This is a genomic window from Vibrio harveyi NBRC 15634 = ATCC 14126 = KCTC 12724, from assembly GCF_001591145.1.
GTDB classification, from domain to species: domain Bacteria; phylum Pseudomonadota; class Gammaproteobacteria; order Enterobacterales; family Vibrionaceae; genus Vibrio; species Vibrio harveyi.
Map to the genome: position 1 here is coordinate 1 of NZ_BCUF01000064.1, position 20212 is coordinate 20212.

A 20212-nucleotide genomic window follows, 5' to 3' on the forward strand; every position below is an offset into this window, starting at 1 on the left:
AGCGCTATTAAACGGATTTTCCCGCTTTGCGTCAACCACTTTTTTTAAATAATTTCAAAAAAGTGGTTGTTCGAACGCTTTTTATTCAACTGTCACTACAAAGTGTGTCCGGAGTTAAATTCCTTTTTGAAATTTGTAACTTTTTCTAGGTAACGACGCGCTTCTGCGTTCGGGTGTTTCTTGGTAAGTGCCCAATAAACTTGGTTTGGTTGCAAAGAATTTAAATCTCTCATCGCGCGTTTGCGATCACTGCGATGGAAAGTGTTCAAAACACCACCAGTTCCGCCATTATAGGCAGAAATCATGCTGTATTCTAATGAAGTTGGATGCTGTACGTCTTTTAAATAACGGTTCTTAAGGATGTAAAAGTAAGCCGTTCCAGTATCAATATTGTTTTCTGGGTTAAATAAGTATTCAGGACTTGGCTGCCCAGAACGATTCTTCACTAGCTTAAATACGTCTCGACCTGCTGTTTTAGGTACGACTTGCATCAAGCCATATGCATTTGCCCAACTTACAGCGTATGGGTTAAAGCTACTTTCGGTTTTGATGATGGCGTAAATCAAATCTTCAGGAATATCATATCTCTTTGATGCACGACGTACGATGTCCGCATATTGGTAACTGCGCTGCGAGAAGTGATCTTCTACCATCGGGATTTCAACGTAATACGCTTTCTTAAAGTCGACATCTTTAGTTTTGACTTGGTTGGCGATCAAGTAATCGGCAAAGCGATTTGCTCGCCATGACCACTGAATCGGCTTTTTGTCTTGGTCGACAACCTGCTTATACAGGAAAGGTTGCCCCTCAAGTTTGATCTCTTTAGAAGAGAATAAGTCGACATTAGCCGGGTCATCTGGCGTTAACAACGTGGTGATAATGGCGTTCTTTAGGTGTTTTTGCGGTTCGGTGGGAGAAACCGTTTCGATGGTAATAACACCTTTTTGGAAGTCGACTTCAGCACGACTCAAATAATTATCGATGTATTTTACGTAATTGCTTTTACCGGCAAACTTCACTTCACGTTGCCCCCAACGTTTCTTAATGTTGCCTGAGAAGCTGTTGATCAGTGCGTCGAGTGCATCGGTATCTTTTTCAAACTGTCCCGGCAATTCTGCAAGGTTGTTAGCAAAACGGTTGGTTGGCTCGTAATCGACGTCGTAAATTTTTTCGACGAATTCACGGCTACAACCAGCCATTAAAAGTGCAGTAGCGATAAAGGCAATCTTTTTCATAGTTATTAGGGTTGTTAGACGTTAATACAAAAATGACACCACAAGGTTGGTTGTGATGTCATTGTTTTAAAACAAGTTTGCTTTATTCGCTTGGTGGCGTGTAGCCTTCGATGTGTACATCTTTACCTTCAAACAGGAAATTCACCATCTCTGTTTCAAGTTGTTTACGATGCTCAGGATCCATCATGTTAAGCTTCTTCTCATTGATCAACATCGTTTGTTTGTGTTGCCACTGAGCCCAAGCTTCTTTCGAGATATTATCGAAAATACGTTTACCTAGTTCACCTGGGTAAAGTTGAAAGTCTAGACCTTCGCCTTCTTTCTTTAGTCGAGCACAAAAAACAGTGCGGCTCATAATGACTCCTTGCAATTAATTAACGAAGCTCGTGGGGCAGAGCTTCCAGTAAGAGTTTTACTGGGGCTGCCAAACCGACTTCTTCAGGTTTAGATAAGTTATACCAAAGACCTTTGTTACCTTCCATCACCACATTAGGTTGCTTTGACAGGTCAATCAAAATCGGTGTGATATCAAGGTGGTAATGACTGAATGTGTGGCGGAATGTAATTAGAGTCTCTTGATGTTTAATATCGTTGGCTTGAATACCACGTTGTTCTAGTAGTAATTCAATATCGCTCTCTACATCAATATGTTCGGTTTGTGGGAAACAAAAGAGCCCACCCCAAATACCTGTCTGTGGTCTTTGTTCTAGCCACACTTCGTGACTATCACCATTTTTGTGGTGCAGCATGACGAAACGTGTCTGCTTAACCGGCTTGTCTTTCTTCGGCTTCTTACCAGGGTAATCAAGCACATTACCTTGTTTTTTTGCTATACAAATTTCGTTGACCGGACACAAGGTGCACTTAGGCTTACTGCGGGTACACATCATGGCCCCCATATCCATCATGGCTTGGTTATATTTGTCGACATCCGTTTGTGGTGTGTGCGTTTCTGCGATTTCCCATAATTGATTCTCGACTTTCTTTTGTCCTGGCCATCCATCAACAGCAAAGCAGCGTGAAAGTGTGCGTTTTACGTTGCCGTCCAATATTGCATGCGGCTGTTTATAGACAGACGACAGTACCGCAGCTGCGGTGGAGCGACCAATCCCCGGTAGGGCATTCATCAGCTCTAGGTCTAGAGGAAACTCACCATTGTATTTATGGGCGACCTCTTTTGCGGCTTTATGAAGGTTACGAGCACGTGCGTAATAACCTAAGCCGGTCCAAAGGTGCAGCACTTCATCTTGCTCAGCATTGGCAAGATCGACCACGGTCGGGAAGCGCTCCAAAAAGCGTTGGTAATAAGGAATAACCGTAGTGACCTGAGTTTGCTGAAGCATGATTTCAGACAACCAGACACTATAAGCGGTCTTGTTTTGTTGCCACGGAAGATCTTTTCTTCCATATGCGTCATACCATTCTAAGATGGCACTGGCGAAAGGTGTCACGACTTGCTCTGTATTCTATTATTGGTTAGGAGCAAAATTGCACCACAGATTGTGGTGTAAGTACAACAGATAAACTGTGGGGATATTGTGTCTGGTTTGCTTGCTTTTGGGCTGCCATAGTCCGATAGCTCAACAAATACTTGCACCTAAGTGAATTCTTTGGATAATCCCCGCTTTGATTAATCAATGTGCAGGCAAAATCAATGAGTGAAGTAACCACTAACGAATACAACGAAGACGGTAAAATGATCCGTAAAATCCGCAGTTTCGTGCGTCGCGAAGGTCGTCTAACTAAGGGCCAAGAAAATGCGATGAACGAGTGCTGGCCAACAATGGGTATCGACTACAAAGCTGAACTTCTTGATTGGAAAGAAGTGTTTGGCAACGATAACCCAGTAGTGCTTGAGATCGGTTTTGGTATGGGTGCTTCATTGGTTGAAATGGCAAAGAACGCGCCAGAGAAAAACTTCATCGGTATCGAAGTGCATAGTCCAGGCGTTGGTGCTTGTCTTGCAGATGCTCGCGAAGCAGGTATCACGAACCTACGTGTAATGTGTCACGATGCGGTGGAAGTATTCGAACACATGATCCCAAATGGTAGCCTAGCAACGCTACAACTGTTCTTCCCAGACCCATGGCACAAAAAGCGTCACCACAAGCGTCGTATCGTACAGCTTGAGTTCGCTGAAATGGTTCGTCAGAAGCTTATCCTTAATGAAGGTATCTTCCACATGGCGACAGACTGGGAAAACTACGCTGAGCACATGATTGAAATCATGAACCAAGCACCCGGTTTCGAAAACATCGCTGAAGAAGGCGACTTCATTCCTCGTCCAGAAGAGCGTCCACTGACTAAATTTGAAGCTCGCGGTCACCGTCTAGGTCACGGTGTGTGGGATATCAAATTCAAGCGTACTGCTTAAGGAGCCAGTAGATGTACCACTACGCGATATTAGCGAATCCGGGTCATAACCGTATTTACTTTGATAGCGCAATAACGATTGCATGTTCTGAGCTGAAAGCGATTTTGGCGTCGGAAGGTGTTGAAGTAACTGAAATTGGCAACAAAGACGTGGGTCTGCCTGCTGCACTTGTGTTCTCTTGCGAAACCGAACTAAGTGAAGCACAGGCAGGCAAGATTGCTGCGTCATCTATCTACTACGCGCTATTTGAAGTGCGTGAAGATGGCTTATTACGTCCAATTCAGGCGCCTGCATTCAATACTTTCCCTGAGAGCATGAGTCAGATCCTGCGTTACACAGGTAAAACAAACGAGCAGTTTACGCGTTTGATGGTGAACCTAGGCGTCAGTGCTGCCAACACGGGCAGTGCGCAATTAACGCTGATGGATCCTATGTGTGGTAAAGGTACAACACTGTTTGAAGGTTTGATCCACGGCTTGAATGTTGTGGGTGTTGAGATCAACCAGAAATGGGTTCAAGAGATCCAAACCTTCATCGTTAAGTTCATGAAGAACGGTCGCTTTAAGCACAAAGTGAGCAAAGAAAAGCGCACTTCTGGTGGTAAAAAAGTGGCAGATGGCTTCGTGGTTGAGGCAGCAGCAGACAAAGATGATTACAACAAAGGTAATCTTCAAACGATGAAGCTGTACTCAGCAGATACGCGTATTGCTGACCAAGTTGTGAAGAAGAACTCGGTAGATGTGATGGTGTCTGACTTGCCTTACGGCGTGCAGCACGGCAGCAAAAATGCCAAAGACAGCAAACTGAACCGCAGCCCACTGGAGCTTCTAAAAGAGGCTCTGCCTGCATGGAAAGTGGTTCTGAAGAAGCAAGGCTCTGTGGTGCTGTCTTTCAACGAATTCACCTTGAAGTGGAAAGACGTGGCGGCATTATTTGAAGAGCAAGGGTGGAAGGTACTTTCAGAAGAGCCTTACATCGGTTATCTTCACCGTGTTGATCAATCCATCAACCGCAACATCATTGTGGCAATAAAACCATAATCGACTTGAGTCGAATCAATTCCATGGAAAAGCCAACGTCCGCGTTGGCTTTTTTTACCTCTGAACTCAGCCATTTGGGTTCTTGTGACAAGAAGGTAGAAGATGAAACCTACAGCGCAAATTTTGACAGACATTCTAGCGGAAGTTCGCCCTCTAATTGGTCAAGGCAAAGTCGCCGACTACATTCCCGCATTGGCAAAAGTACCTAATACCAAACTGGGTATTGCGGTATACACCAATGAGGGTGAAGTGATTAAAGCGGGCGATGCAGAAGAGTCATTTTCGATTCAGTCGATCTCAAAAGCGTTGAGCCTGACTCTGGCAATGTGCTTGTACAAGCAAGAAGAGATCTGGTGTCGTGTAGGTAAAGAGCCTTCTGGTCAAGCGTTTAACTCGATGATCCAGTTAGAGATGGAGCAGGGCATTCCACGTAACCCGTTCATTAACGCCGGTGCTATTGTGGTTGCTGATTTGCTGCAAAGCCGTCTCTCTGCGCCTCGTCAGCGTCTGTTGGAATTTGCTCGTCAGCTATCTGGTGATACTCATATCGTATACGACAAAGTGGTTGCAGCGTCTGAAATGATGCATGGTGACCGTAACGCTGCGATTGCGTACTTGATGCGTTCATTTGGTAACTTCGAGAACGAGGTTATCCCTGTTCTGCAAAACTACTTCCATGCGTGTGCATTGAAGATGAGCTGTGTCGATCTCGCAAAGACCTTTAGCTACTTAGCCAATAAAGGTACGTCGGTGCAAACGGGTAAGCCTGTGGTATCACCAACGCAAACCAAACAGTTGAATGCACTACTAGCAACATGTGGTTTGTATGATGGTGCTGGAGAATTTGCTTACCGCGTTGGTATGCCGGGTAAATCAGGTGTTGGTGGCGGTATCATCGCTGTTGTACCGGGTGAAATGACGATTGCTGTTTGGTCTCCAGAGCTTGATGCATCTGGTAACTCACTCGCTGGTACCAAAGCACTGGAGCTACTTGCCGAGCGTATTGGTCGTTCGATTTTCTAAGGAAAAGAGACGAGAAGTGAGAGCGGACTTCGTCCTTGTGGATTAGGGACTTAGGAACGCTTCGCTTTAGATAAGTGTTGTTACGAATAAAAGAAAAGGTTGGCGTTTGAGCGCCAACCCTTTTTGTTTCTGTCTAGGTAAATGTAGTCATACATTTCGTTTCTCGAAGGACCCAGCCCGTACCCAAACCTCGATTCCCTTTCTTATTCCTCTTCCGCCATAAAGGCTTCAAGCAAATCATTGAGGAAAAGTTTACCTTTCTCGGTAATTTGCCAGTGAGTCTCTGTTTCACTCAGGTAACCCATCTCAAGCGCCCAATCGATAGTTTCTTGAATTGAGCTCAACGGCAGACCTGTCGTATCGGTGTAGTCTTGTTTCGGGCACGCTTCCATTAAGCGGAAACGGTTCATAAAGAACTCAAACGGACGATCTTCATCAGCCACAAGCTGTTCACTATCCAAGTACGGCTTCACCATGTTTTGGTATGCCATCAGATAGCCACGCGGGTGCTTGACCTTAGTGGTGCGAACGATTCGACCATCAGTAAAGCTCAGCTTACCGTGTGAGCCGCAACCAATGCCAAGGTAGTCACCAAAGCGCCAGTAGTTCAGGTTGTGCTGACACTGATAGCCCGGCTTGCTGTAACCTGAAATCTCGTATTGAACGTAACCTGCTGCTGCCAGCTTCTCATGTCCTTGTTCGAAGATATCCCATAAATCATCGTCATCTGGCAGAGTCGGTGGCTTGTAGTAGAACATGGTGTTTGGTTCGATGGTCAGCTGATACCAAGACAAGTGCGGCGGCGCCAACTCAATTGCTTTGTCCAAATCTGCTAAGGCTTGTTCGATGCTTTGATCTGGTAAGCCGTGCATGAGATCGAGGTTAAAGCTGTTCAAACCGATTTTGTGTGCCAGCTTAGCAGCATTGACGGCTTCGTCTTGACCGTGAATGCGCCCCAAACGCTCAAGTTTCTGTTGCTCAAAGCTCTGCACGCCGATAGAAATGCGCGTTACACCAGCCTTGCGGTAGCCAACAAAACGCTCAGCTTCGATGGTGCCTGGGTTGGCTTCCATGGTGATTTCGATTTCAGGCTTGAACGGAATTCGCGCTTCAATGCCCTTAAGCAGACGCTCGATGCCTTCTGCCGAAATCAAACTCGGCGTACCACCACCAATGAAGATTGAATGCAGTGGACGTGGCGCTTCGTTAAGACGGTATTTCTCAATGTCGGTATCCAAGTCTTCAAGAAGGGCATTGATGTACTCTTCTTCTGGGATCTCGGCTTTGAGTGCGTGAGAGTTAAAGTCGCAATATGGGCACTTTTGTACACACCACGGGATGTGTACATACAAGCTCAGTGCTGGGGGCGTTAACATGGTCTAATTCGCTCGTGATTACTGAGACACTTGCTCAGAAAGTTGAGCAAACAACGACTTGAGCGCTTTACCACGGTGAGACAGTTGCTTCTTACGTGCTGGCTCAAGTTCGGCTGACGCGCAGTTGTCTTCAGGTACGAAGAAGATTGGGTCGTAGCCAAAGCCATTTTCACCGTGTGCTTCAGTTAGAATGCGACCTTCCCATTTACCGTGACAAACGATAGGGGTTGGATCGTTCTCGTGACGCATCAAAACCAATACGCAGTGGAAACGAGCGGTGCGCTCTGCTTCTGGTACGCCTTCCATTGCTTTAAGCAGCTTCTCTAGGTTCTCTTGGTCAGAGGCTTTTTCACCTGCATAACGCGCAGAGTAAATGCCCGGAGCGCCTTTCAAGAAATCGACTTCTAAGCCAGAGTCGTCCGCAATCGCAGGAAGACCCGTTTCTTGTGCTGCATGGCGAGCTTTGATGATCGCGTTTTCGATGAAAGTCGTGCCAGTTTCTGCTACTTCAGATACGTTGAATTCACTTTGCGCCAATACTTCAAAACCGAAGTCAGACAGCAGATCTGCCATCTCACGAACTTTGCCTTGGTTGCCTGTTGCTAGCACTATCTTTTTCATGGTCGTCTCTTTCTGTAGCGATAAAGGGAGAACGCAGTGTTCTCCCTGATTAAATTGGTTCTAGAGTTATGATGTTCTAAAAGCTTTTAGATCATCACAACCTAATTACTCTTCGACATAAAATTTCTGGGTGAATTTAAGCTTACCTGAGCCTTTGTTTCCAGCTTTAACGTCAATATCGAAGGTAAAAGTTTCTTCGTTAGTGATACCGAGCTCTGCTAGGTAGTAAATCGCATCGCCTTCTTTCACTTCACGGAAGGTGAGCTTTTGCGTTTGACCGATAAGGTTTTTCGCCTGACCACTGATTTTAGCTTCAACGGCCGGCTTACCCAGAGAGGCACTGTCTAGCACACTGATGTTCAGTACTGCATTGTAGCCGTTGCGCTTGATGTCGTAGCTACGGGCGATCTTTGGGGTTAAAAAGGTCGAGTTAAACGCGATGTAGTGTACCTCGATGTCTTTCATGGTTTTGAACTGACCTGCCATGCTTGGTAAAGACAACAGGCTGATCAGTAGGGCGGTAATCCATTTGCTCATTATCACTTCCTCGAATCGGGCGTTTTATTATTGGTACGAATTTCGTAAATAAAAAGCCATCAAATGATGGCTTTAATTTCTGTTGGTATTTGTACTGGGGATTCTATCCGAATTTGTTTATGACGTCCCAGTTCACCTTTTTCTATGTGAACCAAACCTTTAGCAACTTTAAATTGTTTGGCTAAAAACTTGGTTAGGTGTGCATTCGCTTTACCATCGACAGGCGGTGCGGTGATGGCAATTTTGAGCTCTTCACCATGCAAGCCGACGATCTTGTCGCGGCTTGCTTTTGGTTGGATATAGAGCCGAAGTACCACATCCTCGCCGTCATGCCAAACTGCTTCTGACATTATAGTTGGTACCAGATAGGACCAATCATGTCGCCCATCAGGAAGTTAGCAAATTGCAGACCAATGAACAGCACTAGCACGCTCAAGTCGAAGCCGCCCATTGCAGGGATGATGCGACGGATTGGCGCTAGCATTGGTTCAGTTAATTGATGGAATACGTACTCGATAGGGCTGCGACCTTGGCTAACCCAGCTCAGGATTGCGCGGATCAGTAGTACCCAGAACAATAAGCCGCCAGCAGCCTTAATCAGAGACAATAAGCCTAAGAATAGGAAATCCATGCTGAATGAAACCGAACCGCTAGAAGCGATCAGGATCAGCGCAACAAACTTAAGCACACACAACACGTAGGCAAACAGCACTGTCGCTAGGTCGATGCTACCAATGGATGGGATCACGCGGCGCAGTGGACCCACAACCGGTTGGGTTGCTTTGACGATGAACTGCGAGAATGGGTTGTAGAAATCTGCACGAGCAGCTTGCAACCATATACGCAAAATGACGACCATGATGTACAGGTCAAATAGGGTTGAGATGAGAAAACTCATTGAATTCATAAGGTACCCTTAACAAGTAAGTGAGTGACACAGAGTGGGTATCACTCAAGTCATTAAAACAGTTTTTCCATTTCTTCAGCGCGAGCAACCGCAGCTTGCATTGCTTTCGCCACAATATCAGACAGTTGGTGCTCGTTGAACGTACGTAGTGCTTCTGCCGTTGTGCCACCTTTTGATGTTACGTTCTCGCGCAGTGTTGAAAGCTCAGTTTGTGGGTTTTCTACCACCATACTTGCAGCACCAAGTGCGGATTGTTGAACTAACGTGCGAGCCGTGTCTTTATCGAAACCTTGAGCAATTGCTTCTGCTTGCATCGCTTCCATAAACAGGAAGAAGTAAGCTGGTGCGCTGCCTGCCGCGGCAATCACATTGTTGATGCCAGATTCTTGTTCGACCCAGCATACCTTACCGCAGGCTTGCATTAACTCTGCCGCGAAGGCTTTATCTTGTTCTTGCACATGTTCAGGCGCGTAAAGACCACTCATGCCCAAACCAAGTTGCGATGGTGTATTTGGCATCACGCGAACCAAGTTGAGCTTAGTCGCTAGCATGTCATCCAAGCGTGAACAGTTGATGCCAGCTGCAATAGAGATAACCAGTTTATTGCTGAAGTCGATAGATTGCAGTGGTTTACACACTTCTTCCATCATTTGTGGCTTCACAGACAATACCACAACATCCGCTTCTGTCGCGGCTGCGATGTTATCGCTGGTGGTACGGATACCAAAGTTTTGCTCAAGAGGTTGGCGACGTGTCTCCGATGGGGCGGTCGCAACGATGTTCTGTGCTGGGTAGCCATTTGCTACGAGACCAGAAACAATCGCACGCACCATGTTTCCCGCGCCGATAAAGGCAATCTTTTTATGTTCCATATGTCTGGTTTCCAAATATAAATTCTTACAATTTGTTGTGCGCTCAGGTGTATAATTGCACCACTTTGCTCTGAGTGCCGAAATAGAAGGCACTCAGACTCAAATTCGCAGTGTCTAACAACGAGTCGCTTTTATTGCTGTTTGCTGTAGTCGCGCGCGCCAAAAATCGCTGTGCCAATTCGCACCATAGTGCTACCTGCTTCGATTGCCGCATCCATGTCTCCGCTCATACCCATGGATAGCGTGTCGACATCCGGGTACTGCTGGGCTAGCTTTTGCTTTAGCTCTTCAAGTTGCTTAAATGCGCGAAGTTGCGATTCGTAATCTGGCACGTTGGCAGGAATCGACATCAACCCTCTTAACGTGAGGTTTGGAAGGCGAGAAATCAACTCAGCCAGTTCGAATATTTCTGCATCAGCAACGCCAGATTTTGACTCTTCACCACTGGTGTTAACTTGAATCAGAACTTGCAGTGGTTTTAGCTCGCTTGGACGCTGGTCATTGAGGCGTTGAGCGATCTTAGCGCGATCAATGGTGTGAACCCAATCGAAATGTTCAGCAACAGGGCGTGATTTATTGGATTGAATTGGACCAATGAAGTGCCATTCGATTCGATTATCTGGATAATGCTCGGCAAAGTGCTGAACTTTACTGACGCCCTCTTGGACGTAGTTTTCACCAAACGCCTCTTGGCCAGCTTGGTAAGCTTCGAGAATTGCCTCGACAGGTTTAGTTTTGCTTACTGCTAGAAGTTGCACTGACTCTGGAGCACGACCGCATTTTTGTTCGTCGTGTCGAATTTGAGAGGTGATATGTTCAATGTTTTGTTGAATACTACTCATAGCTGTACTTTAGACTTAAGGATTTTAAATGGATATCACTGAGTTACTGGATTTTAGTGTAAAACATAATGCTTCGGATCTACATCTTTCTGCAGGTGTACCACCAATGGTTCGTATTGATGGTGATGTAAGAAAGCTGGGCATTCCAGCGTTTACACACCAAGAAGTGCATCGTTTGGTTTTTGAAATCATGAACGATGCGCAGCGCAGTGAGTTCGAAGAAAAACTCGAAGTCGATTTTTCATTTGAATTGCATAACGTTGGCCGTTTTCGTGTCAACGCTTTCAACCAATCTCGCGGTTGTGCGGCTGTGTTCCGTACCATCCCAAGTAGCATTCCAACACTGGAAGAGCTAGAAGCCCCAGAGATCTTCAGAAAGATTGCCAATGCTGAAAAAGGTCTGGTACTGGTTACCGGTCCAACGGGTTCTGGTAAATCGACTACCTTGGCAGCCATTGTTGACTACATTAACCGTAATCACAATAAGCACGTCCTAACAATTGAAGATCCGATTGAATTTGTTCACACCAACAATAAGTGTCTGATCAACCAACGTGAAGTACACCGTGATACACACAGCTTCCAAAACGCACTGCGCAGCGCATTACGTGAAGACCCGGATGTGATTCTAGTTGGTGAGATGCGTGATAAAGAAACCATCAGTTTGGCGCTGACGGCTGCTGAAACGGGTCACCTTGTTTTCGGTACGCTGCACACTAGCTCAGCAGCGAAAACCATCGACCGTATTATCGACGTATTCCCAGGTAGTGACAAAGACATGGTGCGTTCGATGCTGTCGGAGTCGCTGCGTTCGGTTATTGCACAAAAACTGTTAAAACGTAATGGTGGTGGTCGTATTGCTTGTCATGAAATCATGATGGCGACACCTGCGATCCGTAACCTTATTCGTGAAGACAAAGTCGCGCAGATGTATTCGATCATTCAGACCGGTGCGGCGCATGGCATGCAGACCATGGAGCAGAATGCTCGTCAATTGATGGCACAAGGCATGGTATCGCGTGAAGAAGTGGATAAGAAAGTTGAAATTGAAGCGCAGCAATTCTCGTAACGAATTACTTAGGAAATAGCGAATACGGACGATGGATCTGAATAAATTTCTCGAAGGCATGCTGGCGTTAAAAGCGTCGGATCTATACATCACTGTCGGTGCCCCGATCTTGTTTCGTGTGGATGGCGAATTGCGTCCGCAAGGCGATAAGCTGAGCGAAAATGACGTAGCCTTGTTGCTTGATAGTGCAATGGACCCGGAGCGACGACAAGAGTTTCGCAAAAGCCGTGAGTCGAACTTTGCCATTGTCCGTGATTGCGGTCGCTTCCGTGTCAGTGCCTTCTTCCAACGTGAATTACCGGGAGCCGTCATTCGTCGTATTGAAACCAATATTCCAACGTTTGAGCAGCTTAAGTTGCCTTTGGTGCTGCAAGATCTTGCAATTGCCAAGCGTGGTTTAGTGCTGGTGGTTGGTGCGACAGGCTCTGGTAAGTCGACCACCATGGCTGCGATGACGGGTTATCGCAACAACAACAAGACTGGTCATATTCTTACGGTAGAAGACCCAATTGAATTTGTGCATGAGCATAAACGTTGTATTGTGACTCAGCGTGAAGTGGGCTTGGATACTGACAGCTATGAAGTGGCGTTGAAGAATTCGTTGCGTCAGGCACCAGACATGATTTTGATTGGTGAGATCCGAAGCCGAGAAACGATGGAATACGCAATGACCTTTGCTGAAACTGGTCACTTGTGCATGGCTACATTGCACGCCAACAACGCAAACCAAGCACTTGAACGTATTTTGCACTTGGTGCCGAAAGACCAGAAAGATCAGTTCTTGTTTGATCTGTCGATGAACTTAAAAGGCGTAGTAGGTCAGCAGTTGATCCGTGATAAGAACGGTCAGGGGCGTCATGGCGTGTTTGAGATCTTATTAAATAGCCCGCGTGTATCCGATCTGATCCGTCGAGGCGATCTTCATGAGTTGAAAGCAACCATGGCTCGATCCAATGAATTTGGGATGTTGACCTTCGACCAATCGCTCTACAAGTTAGTGATGCAAGGTAAGATCAGTGAAGAAGATGCATTGCACAGTGCGGACTCTGCCAACGATCTGCGTTTGATGTTGAAGACGCAACGTGGTGAAGCATTCTCTACGGGCAGTTTGGCGAACGTTAAGATCGATATGGATTAATCCAATTCAGAAACCAAAAAGGTTGGCGAAACCAACCTTTTTCATTGTGCTTGAAGCGTTTACTCACCCCAAAGGTTTTCAAACCAACTCTCAAGAATCACGACCGCTGATTGGCAGTCGATATTGCCTTTCGATAGCGCTTTGTAGCCACCCATACTGAACAACTCTGCGCGTGCTTCTGCGGTTGATAGGCGTTCATCATGCAATTCAACGGGTAAGCCGTAACGACCGTGCAGGCGATTGGCGAACTTCTTCGCTCGTGGCGTGATGGTTTCTAAGTCTTTACCGTGCAAGTCTGTTGGCAAACCCACCACCAATAGGTCTGGTTGCCACTCTTTAATTTGTTTCTCGATGTCGTCCCAGTTTGGAATGCCGTCATTCGCTTTGAATGCTTTAAGTGGGGAAGCCGTGCCGGTGATTTCTTGCCCGATAGCACTACCAATGCTCTTGGTACCGAAATCGAAGGCCATGATTGTGCGTGACATAATGTGTCTCGAATCTAACTAAATAAAATAGGTTGAGTGTGGAAGCGCGTTAAGCGTGCCCTGCATCCGAAGATAACTGGCTTGGATCGATGCCTAATTTCTCGACTGCTTTTTTCCAACGATCGATAATTGGAGTATCGAAAATGATCTCTGGCGTCGCTTCGATGGTCAGCCAAGAATTCTCTGCCAACTCAGTTTCTAATTGACCTGCACTCCAGCCGGAATATCCAAGTGCCACTAAATAGTCGCTTGGTTCCGCTTCTGTACCAAGTACTGACAAGATGTCTTTAGACGTGGTAACTGCCAGTTCGTCAGTCATTTGAATGCTTGATTCGTAGTAGTCTTTTGGTTTGTGCAAGATAAAACCACGATCTTCAGAAACAGGACCGCCGTTGTACACTGGTCTATCTAAGCTTGCTTCAAACAGGCGAGGGTGCACAGGTTGCACTTCGACTTGATTGAGCATACTACCAACCGTGATATCGACAGGTGCGTTGATCATCAACCCCATAGCGCCTTCTTCGTTGTGTTCACAGACGTAGATAACGCTATTCTGGAAGTAGGGATCTTTCATTCCCGGCATGGCAACTAAGAAATGGTTTGTGAGGTTCATTCTCATCTCGACCTTATAAGGCTATTAAAAATACTTAAGCAAACACCATGTTTTCACCTGTACGGGTATGTGCATGAGTTTGCTTAAGTTAATCCACAACGCTCTTATTTAACTGTAATACAGTTTGAGTTATTCGCCTTTCACTCGGCGCTCAATCGCGTCCATTAGCTTGCCTGTGATTGAAATATCAAAAGCCGCTTCAATTTCACGAATACAGGTTGGGCTCGTTACGTTGATTTCCGTTAGCTTGTCGCCAATCACATCAAGACCCACAAAGATAAGACCTTTTTCTTTTAGGGTCGGTGCAACCGCTTGAGCGATCTTCATATCAGTTTCGCTAAGTGGGCGAGCTTCACCTGTGCCGCCTGCCGCTAGGTTACCACGTGTTTCACCTTTTGCAGGGATACGAGCAAGGCAGTAAGGCATTGGCTCACCATCAACCACTAGGATGCGCTTGTCACCATTGCTGATATCTGGCACGAAGGTTTGCGCCATCGCGTAGTTTTGACCATGGTTTGTTAGTGTCTCGATGATAACTGATACGTTTGGATCGTTCTCTTTCACGCGGAAGATAGATGCGCCGCCCATGCCATCAAGTGGTTTTAGGATCACATCACCGTGTTCTTCACGGAAGGCTTTAATCTTCTCAGCTTTACGCGTCACAATAGTAGTTGGTGTTAGCTCTGGGAACCAAGCTGTGAACAGTTTCTCGTTACAGTCACGTAGGCTTTGTGGCTTGTTAACGATCAGTGCGCCTTGCTCTTCAGCGCGCTCAAGGATGTAAGTTGCGTAGATGTACTCTGTGTCGAACGGAGGATCCTTACGCATTAGCACAGCATCAAGTTCAGACAGTTCAATGGTCTGCTCTGATTTGAATTCGTACCAACCCGTTGGATCTTCTTTTAACTCAACCACTTTGGTGTCTGCGATTGCTTTACCTTGGTCTAGGTGCAGATCATTCATTTCCATGTAGTGGATTTCGTAGCCGCGGCGTTGCGCTTCAAGCATCATGGCAAAGCTAGAGTCTTTCTTGATGTTAATGGACGAGATTGGGTCCATTACGATACCGAGTTTGATCATTATTTTTCTCCGTTTTAACCAAGATCGCCGAAACGAACTTGTAAGGCTGTAATTGCTGTCAGAGCTGCTGTTTCGGTACGCAGAACACGAGGACCGAGTAGCGTCTCTTCAAATTGATATTCGCGAGTCATGTCGATCTCGTCAGAAGATAGACCGCCTTCAGGACCAATTAATAGACGAACTTTTTCAACAGGTGTTGGCAAGGTGTTGATTGAGTACTTCGCACGTGGATGCAGGTTAAGCTTCAAGCCGTCGTACTCTTCTTGGCACCACTCTTCTAAGCTCATGATAGGGCGAATTTCAGGTACTACGTTGCGACCGCACTGTTCACACGCACTGATCGCAATCTTCTGCCACTGAGCTAGCTTCTTCTCGAAACGTTTTTGGTCTAATTTCACGCCACAACGCTCAGAGATCAGCGGTGTAATTGTATTCACGCCAAGTTCTACTGATTTTTGGATGGTGAACTCCATTTTATCGCCGCGCGAAATGACCTGACCAAGGTGAAGGTCAAGCGGTGACTCAATGCTGCTTTCTACGCGTTCAGAGATCTCAACCATCACATTCTTTTTGCTGACTTCGCTGATGACAGCTGGGAATTCAGCACCGCTGCCGTCAAATAATAGGACTTCTTGACCTTCTTTCATGCGAAGCACACGACCAATGTGACCTGCTGCATCGTCGCTTAGAGCAATGATGCCAAGTTGTTGAATGGTTTCTGGATGATAAATTCGAGGGATACGCATAGTGTTTCGATTTCCTGCATACGCGAGTGTTTAGACACTAACATGGATGCTTTCTACCGAAAAAACAAGGGGCAAGAGGCGTTTCCATTCCAGTAAATGACAACGCCTCGAATAGTGGAGGTGTACTGCGGTAATTACGGGAAGAATTACAGTGCGCGACAAGCCTCTTGAACGAATGGGTTGTGGTTGCCTTGAATCTTAGCAATGCGTTCATCACGCTCACATTCCCACTTATCTACAGGGTAGGTTTTGTTCCAAGCACTCATCAATTGAGTCTGCTGCTTCGAAAGTTTAAAACCGTATTCTTTGCTCATGTACAGGTAAGTACGCGCAATTGAGCCGCGTGCGCGATCGGGTGGCATGACTTTACGCTGCTTAAAGTTCACTTGCATTTCACAACGACCGTAGCTGACGCCATCCATGCCATTCCACTGACTGAAGTTGTAGTTAGAGCGGTCACCGTTTACCTCTCCGATAGCCGGAGTTAGGTTGTGGAGATCGGCTTCCATAGATTTGAAGACTTTGTCGTTTCTTGTGCAGTTTTTGCGTCCACCATTTTGCCAACATTGACGCTGGTGGCCGAACTGCCATGCAGGAACCACGTGCTCCCACTCGATGCGAGATGCGCGTTTTTCTTGCTTGCGAACTTGATAGCCACAAGAAGAGAGATCCGGCACGCCCTTTTTGCCTTGCCATTTAATGTCACAACCACAGTAGAAGCTGGTTGGGTGATCGGCGTAGATTTTTACCGCTTCACGCTTAGCGGCGGAAAAAGAGCTTGGAGGCGCAGCAATCGCTGTACTAGAAAGCGCAAATAGGAATAGAGAGAACAGGTATTTCATGATTAAAGTCTTTATAAAGTATGACTTTATTCATTCTAACACGCATAAATTAGCTTTAGTGATGAGTAACCTGACAATAGTGAGTAAAAAGCAGCAATTTGAGTGCGTATGTCTCTATTTTTTGAAGGCTAAAGGAGTAAAAGGATGGGCGTTACGAGAGCTGAATACCAGTAAAGTTCAGCGGTTGGCGACATTTTTGGCAAGAATACATCGCTTCTTTGCGCTGCACTTTGTTGTGACGACGAATTGAAAGTGGGTAAGTCATACAAGCACAGCGGTATTCAAAAGTTTTACCTTGCACAGAAGCCACATCAAAGCTGTGAGTGGTTTTAGCTGGAACTTTAAATACCGCTTCCATCACGCCTTGCCACTCTTTTCCGTGAGGTCGAACGCGACCGTACACTTGATAAGTAATGAGATGCGCGACTTCATGTGGAATCACTTCTTCAAGAAAAGCTTGAGGATTTTCTTTAAAGAGCTTCGGATTCAATCTAACTTCATTCGACTGCAAGTAAGCTTTGCCGGCTGCTTTACCACGAACATTGAAAGCCAGAGAAGGGATGATAAAAGAACGTTTGAATGCTTGCTCTGCCATCGCGATGCAATCTGCCATCACTTGTTTGGCTTTGTAGCTCAGTTCTATATCCACAACTCACTCCGTTTATTCAATAAAAAAGCCCCCGCGTTTGCGAGGGCTGGATCATAGCATCAGTTTTCTAAGGCGTGTGTTTTTTCTTAATTGTCGCGTGGTACGCATGCCATGTGCCGTAACCTAGGATTGGCATGGTGAAGAGCATACCAATACCGTACGTCGCGAAGCCGATTAAGATACCACCACAAATTATGGCTGCCCATACGATCATCGCAGGGATGTTGGATTTCACGGCGTTAAAGCTGGTGAAAACGGCAGTCATCATATCGACGCGACGTTCCATCATGAGTGGAATTGAGAAAGCTGAAATGCTAAATACCACGCAAGCCAAGACAAAACCTACTAGCGAACCAATAACTAAGAAAGGCAAGAACTCAGTCAGTGGAGCGCCTTGTACAGAAGGGTATAGAGCATGGAGCAGGGCAGCAATTCGCATCCAGAAAATCATACATACCGCGAGCATCACAGCAAATGCCCACTGAGAGCTAGAGTTGCGTCCAATGGCTTTCATTGAATGGAATAAGCTTGGTTTGTGTCCGCGTTCTCTCTCCCAACTTGCATCATATAAGCCGAGGGCTAAGAATGGCCCGATTAACATGTAAACAATCAGGCTTGGCATCACGACAAGATGCGTGCCTTGCCATTGAACCAGAAGCACGATACCAATCGCAGCTGCCATAAAGCAGATGCCGTAGAAGGCGCTGATGAGCGGCATGCGGACAAAGTCATGCAGACCCAAAGCGAGCCAATGGAATGGTGCCGATAAGCTAACGGTATTGCACGGAATGGTTCTGGCGTATTCATTATCTGGAACTTCCTTTCGTTTACCTTGGAAGTCAGATGGGTTCACGGTACGAGGCATAACTCCTCCTTGATTTATTCCCACGGTGGCACCTAGGCCATATAAAGATGTTTGGCTGACGTTTTTCATGACTCTATTAGCCACGTGAGCCTGCATCATAGTTCTTTACGTTATATACATCGAAAAGTGCATTTAACATTATGTTAACTATTGGCAGAGATGGGACAATTTACAAATAATTGCTGAATTTTTGTTCAAGAGAAGACATGAGAAGGAGAAGAAGGGGCAGAAACAAAAAGCCCCCGCCAGAGGCGAGGGCTTTATCGATTCTTGCGTGGCTCGATTACTTGATGCCTGCGAAATCGCGTAGGATAGCTGCTTTATCCGTTGCTTCCCATGGGAACTCTTCGCGACCGAAGTGACCGTATGCTGCCGTCTGCTTGTAGATAGGTTGAAGCAGGTTAAGCATTTCTTGTAGACCGTATGGACGTAGGTCGAAGTGTTGACGAACCGCTTCAATAATGATTTCGTGTGATACTTTCTCAGTACCGAACGTTTCAACCATGATAGACGTTGGATCAGCAACACCGATAGCGTATGAAAGTTGGATTTCACAACGGTCAGCCATGCCAGCTGCTACGATGTTTTTCGCTACATAACGTGCTGCGTAAGCTGCGCTGCGGTCTACTTTCGATGGATCTTTACCAGAGAACGCACCACCACCGTGACGAGCTGCGCCGCCGTAAGTATCTACGATGATTTTACGACCAGTTAGACCACAGTCACCCATTGGGCCACCGATAACGAAACGACCGGTTGGGTTGATGAAGAAGTTCGTGTCTTTAGTGATCCACTCTGAAGGTAATACTGGCTTGATAATCTCTTCCATTACCGCTTCACGTAGGTCAGGTGTTGTTACTGAATCACAGTGTTGAGTTGAAAGAACAACAGCATCGATACCAACAATCTTACCTTGGTCGTATTGGAAAGTTACTTGAGATTTCGCATCTGGGCGAAGGAAATCTAGTTTACCGCTCTTACGAACTTCAGCTTGTTTTTGAACAAGGCGGTGAGAGTAAGTAATTGGAGCTGGCATTAGAATTTCAGTTTCGTTTGTAGCGTAACCAAACATGATGCCTTGGTCGCCTGCGCCTTGCTCTTTAGGGTCTGCTTTATCAACACCTTGGTTGATGTCTGGAGACTGCTTACCGATGGTGTTTAGAACCGCACACGAGTTCGCATCAAAGCCCATATCAGAGTGAACGTAACCAATTTCACGAACAGTTTCACGAGTGATTTCTTCGATATCAACCCATGCAGAAGTCGTTACTTCACCACCAACCATAACCATGCCGGTTTTAACGTAAGTCTCACAAGCAACACGTGCTTTCGGGTCTTGCTCAAGAATTGCATCAAGAACTGCGTCAGAGATTTGGTCTGCGATTTTATCTGGATGACCTTCTGATACCGACTCAGAAGTGAACAGGTGCTTAGCCATGATAGCTCCAATCTTAAGGTTTACTCATGGCTAACTAACGCAAGCTTGCCACGAAAAATACAATACAGTTTGTAGGTGTTTCTACATCTAGACGTCTATTTTAATTTCCCACAGTCGAATTACAAGCTCTTTTTCGATTTGAATTCGCCTAGCTTATTTCCCAATCGTTTGCTTTTGATGGGGTGAATTTCTAATAAATTACCTATTAAGTGCGAAAAGATTGAGTTAAAACCGCAAAAATGGTGAGTAAAACGTTTGCAGTCGGATTTTGGCTTTGAGAGAATGTTGTCCGCACTTTTTATGCCCAGTTTACTCGGTTAATGTGCCCACATTCCTTTATCAATTCGCTTAATGCACTCAGGAGCAGACATGTCTTCTCGTAACGTTCTTTCAAACAAAGAGCTCGCAAATGCAATCCGCGCTCTTAGCATGGATGGTGTTCAACAAGCTAACTCTGGCC

23 protein-coding genes are annotated in these 20212 nt (G+C 46.0%); 5 read left to right on the top strand and 18 right to left on the bottom strand.

The window, feature by feature from the left end; translation table 11 throughout:
• Positions 1-95: 95 nt before the first annotated feature.
• The 3 genes from mltC to mutY all read right to left on the bottom strand — a co-directional run bounded on the left by mltC (position 96) and on the right by mutY (position 2686).
• Positions 96-1235 carry a membrane-bound lytic murein transglycosylase MltC gene (gene mltC / locus VHA02S_RS22285; protein WP_005449660.1) on the bottom strand — a complete coding sequence of 380 codons (1140 nt, stop codon included), beginning with the start codon at positions 1233-1235 and terminating at the stop codon, positions 96-98.
• Between the two features lie 82 nt (positions 1236-1317).
• Positions 1318-1590: an oxidative damage protection protein gene (locus VHA02S_RS22290; protein ID WP_005425792.1), complete on the bottom strand. Its 273-nt coding sequence runs from the start codon at positions 1588-1590 to the stop codon at positions 1318-1320.
• A gap of 19 nt (positions 1591-1609) precedes the next feature.
• Positions 1610-2686, bottom strand: a complete 1077-nt coding sequence (mutY, locus tag VHA02S_RS22295; protein ID WP_038899448.1) for an A/G-specific adenine glycosylase — start codon at positions 2684-2686, stop codon at positions 1610-1612.
• A 203-nt stretch (positions 2687-2889) separates the two neighbouring features.
• Here mutY and trmB point away from each other — a divergent pair, with 203 nt between their 5' ends.
• The 3 genes from trmB (at position 2890) to glsB (ending at position 5672) form a co-directional block, all read left to right on the top strand.
• On the top strand, positions 2890-3609 hold the full coding sequence (gene trmB / locus VHA02S_RS22300; RefSeq protein ID WP_005449665.1) for a tRNA (guanosine(46)-N7)-methyltransferase TrmB: 720 nt from the start codon (positions 2890-2892) through the stop codon (positions 3607-3609).
• An 11-nt stretch (positions 3610-3620) separates the two neighbouring features.
• On the top strand, positions 3621-4649 hold the full coding sequence (locus tag VHA02S_RS22305; RefSeq protein WP_038899447.1) for a TRM11 family SAM-dependent methyltransferase: 1029 nt from the start codon (positions 3621-3623) through the stop codon (positions 4647-4649).
• Between the two features lie 102 nt (positions 4650-4751).
• Positions 4752-5672 (top strand): glutaminase B, encoded by a 921-nt coding sequence (glsB, locus tag VHA02S_RS22310; protein ID WP_005425799.1) that lies wholly within the window; start codon positions 4752-4754, stop codon positions 5670-5672.
• Positions 5673-5875: 203 nt separating this feature from the next.
• Here glsB and hemW read toward each other — a convergent pair whose 3' ends face one another.
• From hemW to VHA02S_RS22345, 7 genes are all read right to left on the bottom strand, one after another.
• On the bottom strand, positions 5876-7048 hold the full coding sequence (gene hemW, locus VHA02S_RS22315) for a radical SAM family heme chaperone HemW (RefSeq protein WP_038899446.1): 1173 nt from the start codon (positions 7046-7048) through the stop codon (positions 5876-5878).
• 18 nt (positions 7049-7066) lie between these two features.
• On the bottom strand, positions 7067-7669 hold the full coding sequence (locus tag VHA02S_RS22320; RefSeq protein WP_005436525.1) for an XTP/dITP diphosphatase: 603 nt from the start codon (positions 7667-7669) through the stop codon (positions 7067-7069).
• 105 nt (positions 7670-7774) lie between these two features.
• Positions 7775-8206, bottom strand: a complete 432-nt coding sequence (locus tag VHA02S_RS22325; protein WP_005425804.1) for a DUF4426 domain-containing protein — start codon at positions 8204-8206, stop codon at positions 7775-7777.
• Positions 8207-8265: 59 nt separating this feature from the next.
• The gene (gene yggU, locus VHA02S_RS22330; RefSeq protein WP_005425805.1) at positions 8266-8556 is read right to left on the bottom strand and encodes a DUF167 family protein YggU; all 291 of its coding nucleotides are present in this window, start codon (positions 8554-8556) and stop codon (positions 8266-8268) included.
• A complete protein-coding gene (locus VHA02S_RS22335) occupies positions 8556-9113 on the bottom strand; it encodes a YggT family protein (RefSeq protein WP_005425806.1) in 558 nt (185 codons plus the stop codon). Before VHA02S_RS22335 ends, yggU begins: the two co-directional genes overlap by 1 nt.
• A gap of 53 nt (positions 9114-9166) precedes the next feature.
• Positions 9167-9985: a pyrroline-5-carboxylate reductase gene (gene proC / locus VHA02S_RS22340; RefSeq protein ID WP_038899445.1), complete on the bottom strand. Its 819-nt coding sequence runs from the start codon at positions 9983-9985 to the stop codon at positions 9167-9169.
• A gap of 131 nt (positions 9986-10116) precedes the next feature.
• Positions 10117-10827, bottom strand: coding sequence for a YggS family pyridoxal phosphate-dependent enzyme (locus tag VHA02S_RS22345; RefSeq protein WP_009697582.1), 711 nt, complete (start codon positions 10825-10827; stop codon positions 10117-10119).
• 28 nt (positions 10828-10855) lie between these two features.
• Between VHA02S_RS22345 and VHA02S_RS22350 the strand changes: the two genes are divergently transcribed.
• Together VHA02S_RS22350 and VHA02S_RS22355 are read left to right on the top strand one after the other, a co-directional pair.
• Positions 10856-11896: a type IV pilus twitching motility protein PilT gene (locus VHA02S_RS22350; RefSeq protein ID WP_005425810.1), complete on the top strand. Its 1041-nt coding sequence runs from the start codon at positions 10856-10858 to the stop codon at positions 11894-11896.
• 31 nt (positions 11897-11927) lie between these two features.
• Positions 11928-13034 carry a PilT/PilU family type 4a pilus ATPase gene (locus VHA02S_RS22355; protein ID WP_017817653.1) on the top strand — a complete coding sequence of 369 codons (1107 nt, stop codon included), beginning with the start codon at positions 11928-11930 and terminating at the stop codon, positions 13032-13034.
• Between the two features lie 59 nt (positions 13035-13093).
• Here the strand turns inward: VHA02S_RS22355 and ruvX are convergent, their stop codons facing one another.
• The 8 genes from ruvX to metK all read right to left on the bottom strand — a co-directional run bounded on the left by ruvX (position 13094) and on the right by metK (position 19752).
• A complete protein-coding gene (gene ruvX / locus VHA02S_RS22360) occupies positions 13094-13519 on the bottom strand; it encodes a Holliday junction resolvase RuvX (RefSeq protein ID WP_005449738.1) in 426 nt (141 codons plus the stop codon).
• A gap of 49 nt (positions 13520-13568) precedes the next feature.
• The gene (locus tag VHA02S_RS22365) at positions 13569-14132 is read right to left on the bottom strand and encodes a YqgE/AlgH family protein (protein WP_005449740.1); all 564 of its coding nucleotides are present in this window, start codon (positions 14130-14132) and stop codon (positions 13569-13571) included.
• A gap of 129 nt (positions 14133-14261) precedes the next feature.
• A complete protein-coding gene (gshB, locus tag VHA02S_RS22370; RefSeq protein ID WP_005449741.1) occupies positions 14262-15212 on the bottom strand; it encodes a glutathione synthase in 951 nt (316 codons plus the stop codon).
• A 14-nt stretch (positions 15213-15226) separates the two neighbouring features.
• Positions 15227-15958, bottom strand: a complete 732-nt coding sequence (rsmE, locus tag VHA02S_RS22375; protein WP_005449742.1) for a 16S rRNA (uracil(1498)-N(3))-methyltransferase — start codon at positions 15956-15958, stop codon at positions 15227-15229.
• Between the two features lie 146 nt (positions 15959-16104).
• A complete protein-coding gene (endA, locus tag VHA02S_RS22380; protein ID WP_005449743.1) occupies positions 16105-16800 on the bottom strand; it encodes a deoxyribonuclease I in 696 nt (231 codons plus the stop codon).
• A 151-nt stretch (positions 16801-16951) separates the two neighbouring features.
• Positions 16952-17449 carry a SprT family zinc-dependent metalloprotease gene (locus VHA02S_RS22385; protein WP_009697583.1) on the bottom strand — a complete coding sequence of 166 codons (498 nt, stop codon included), beginning with the start codon at positions 17447-17449 and terminating at the stop codon, positions 16952-16954.
• Between the two features lie 67 nt (positions 17450-17516).
• A complete protein-coding gene (locus tag VHA02S_RS22390) occupies positions 17517-18314 on the bottom strand; it encodes a DUF2189 domain-containing protein (protein WP_005449746.1) in 798 nt (265 codons plus the stop codon).
• 283 nt (positions 18315-18597) lie between these two features.
• Entirely contained in the window at positions 18598-19752 is a 1155-nt protein-coding gene (metK, locus tag VHA02S_RS22395) for a methionine adenosyltransferase (protein ID WP_005449748.1), read from the bottom strand.
• Positions 19753-20212 lie beyond the last annotated feature (460 nt).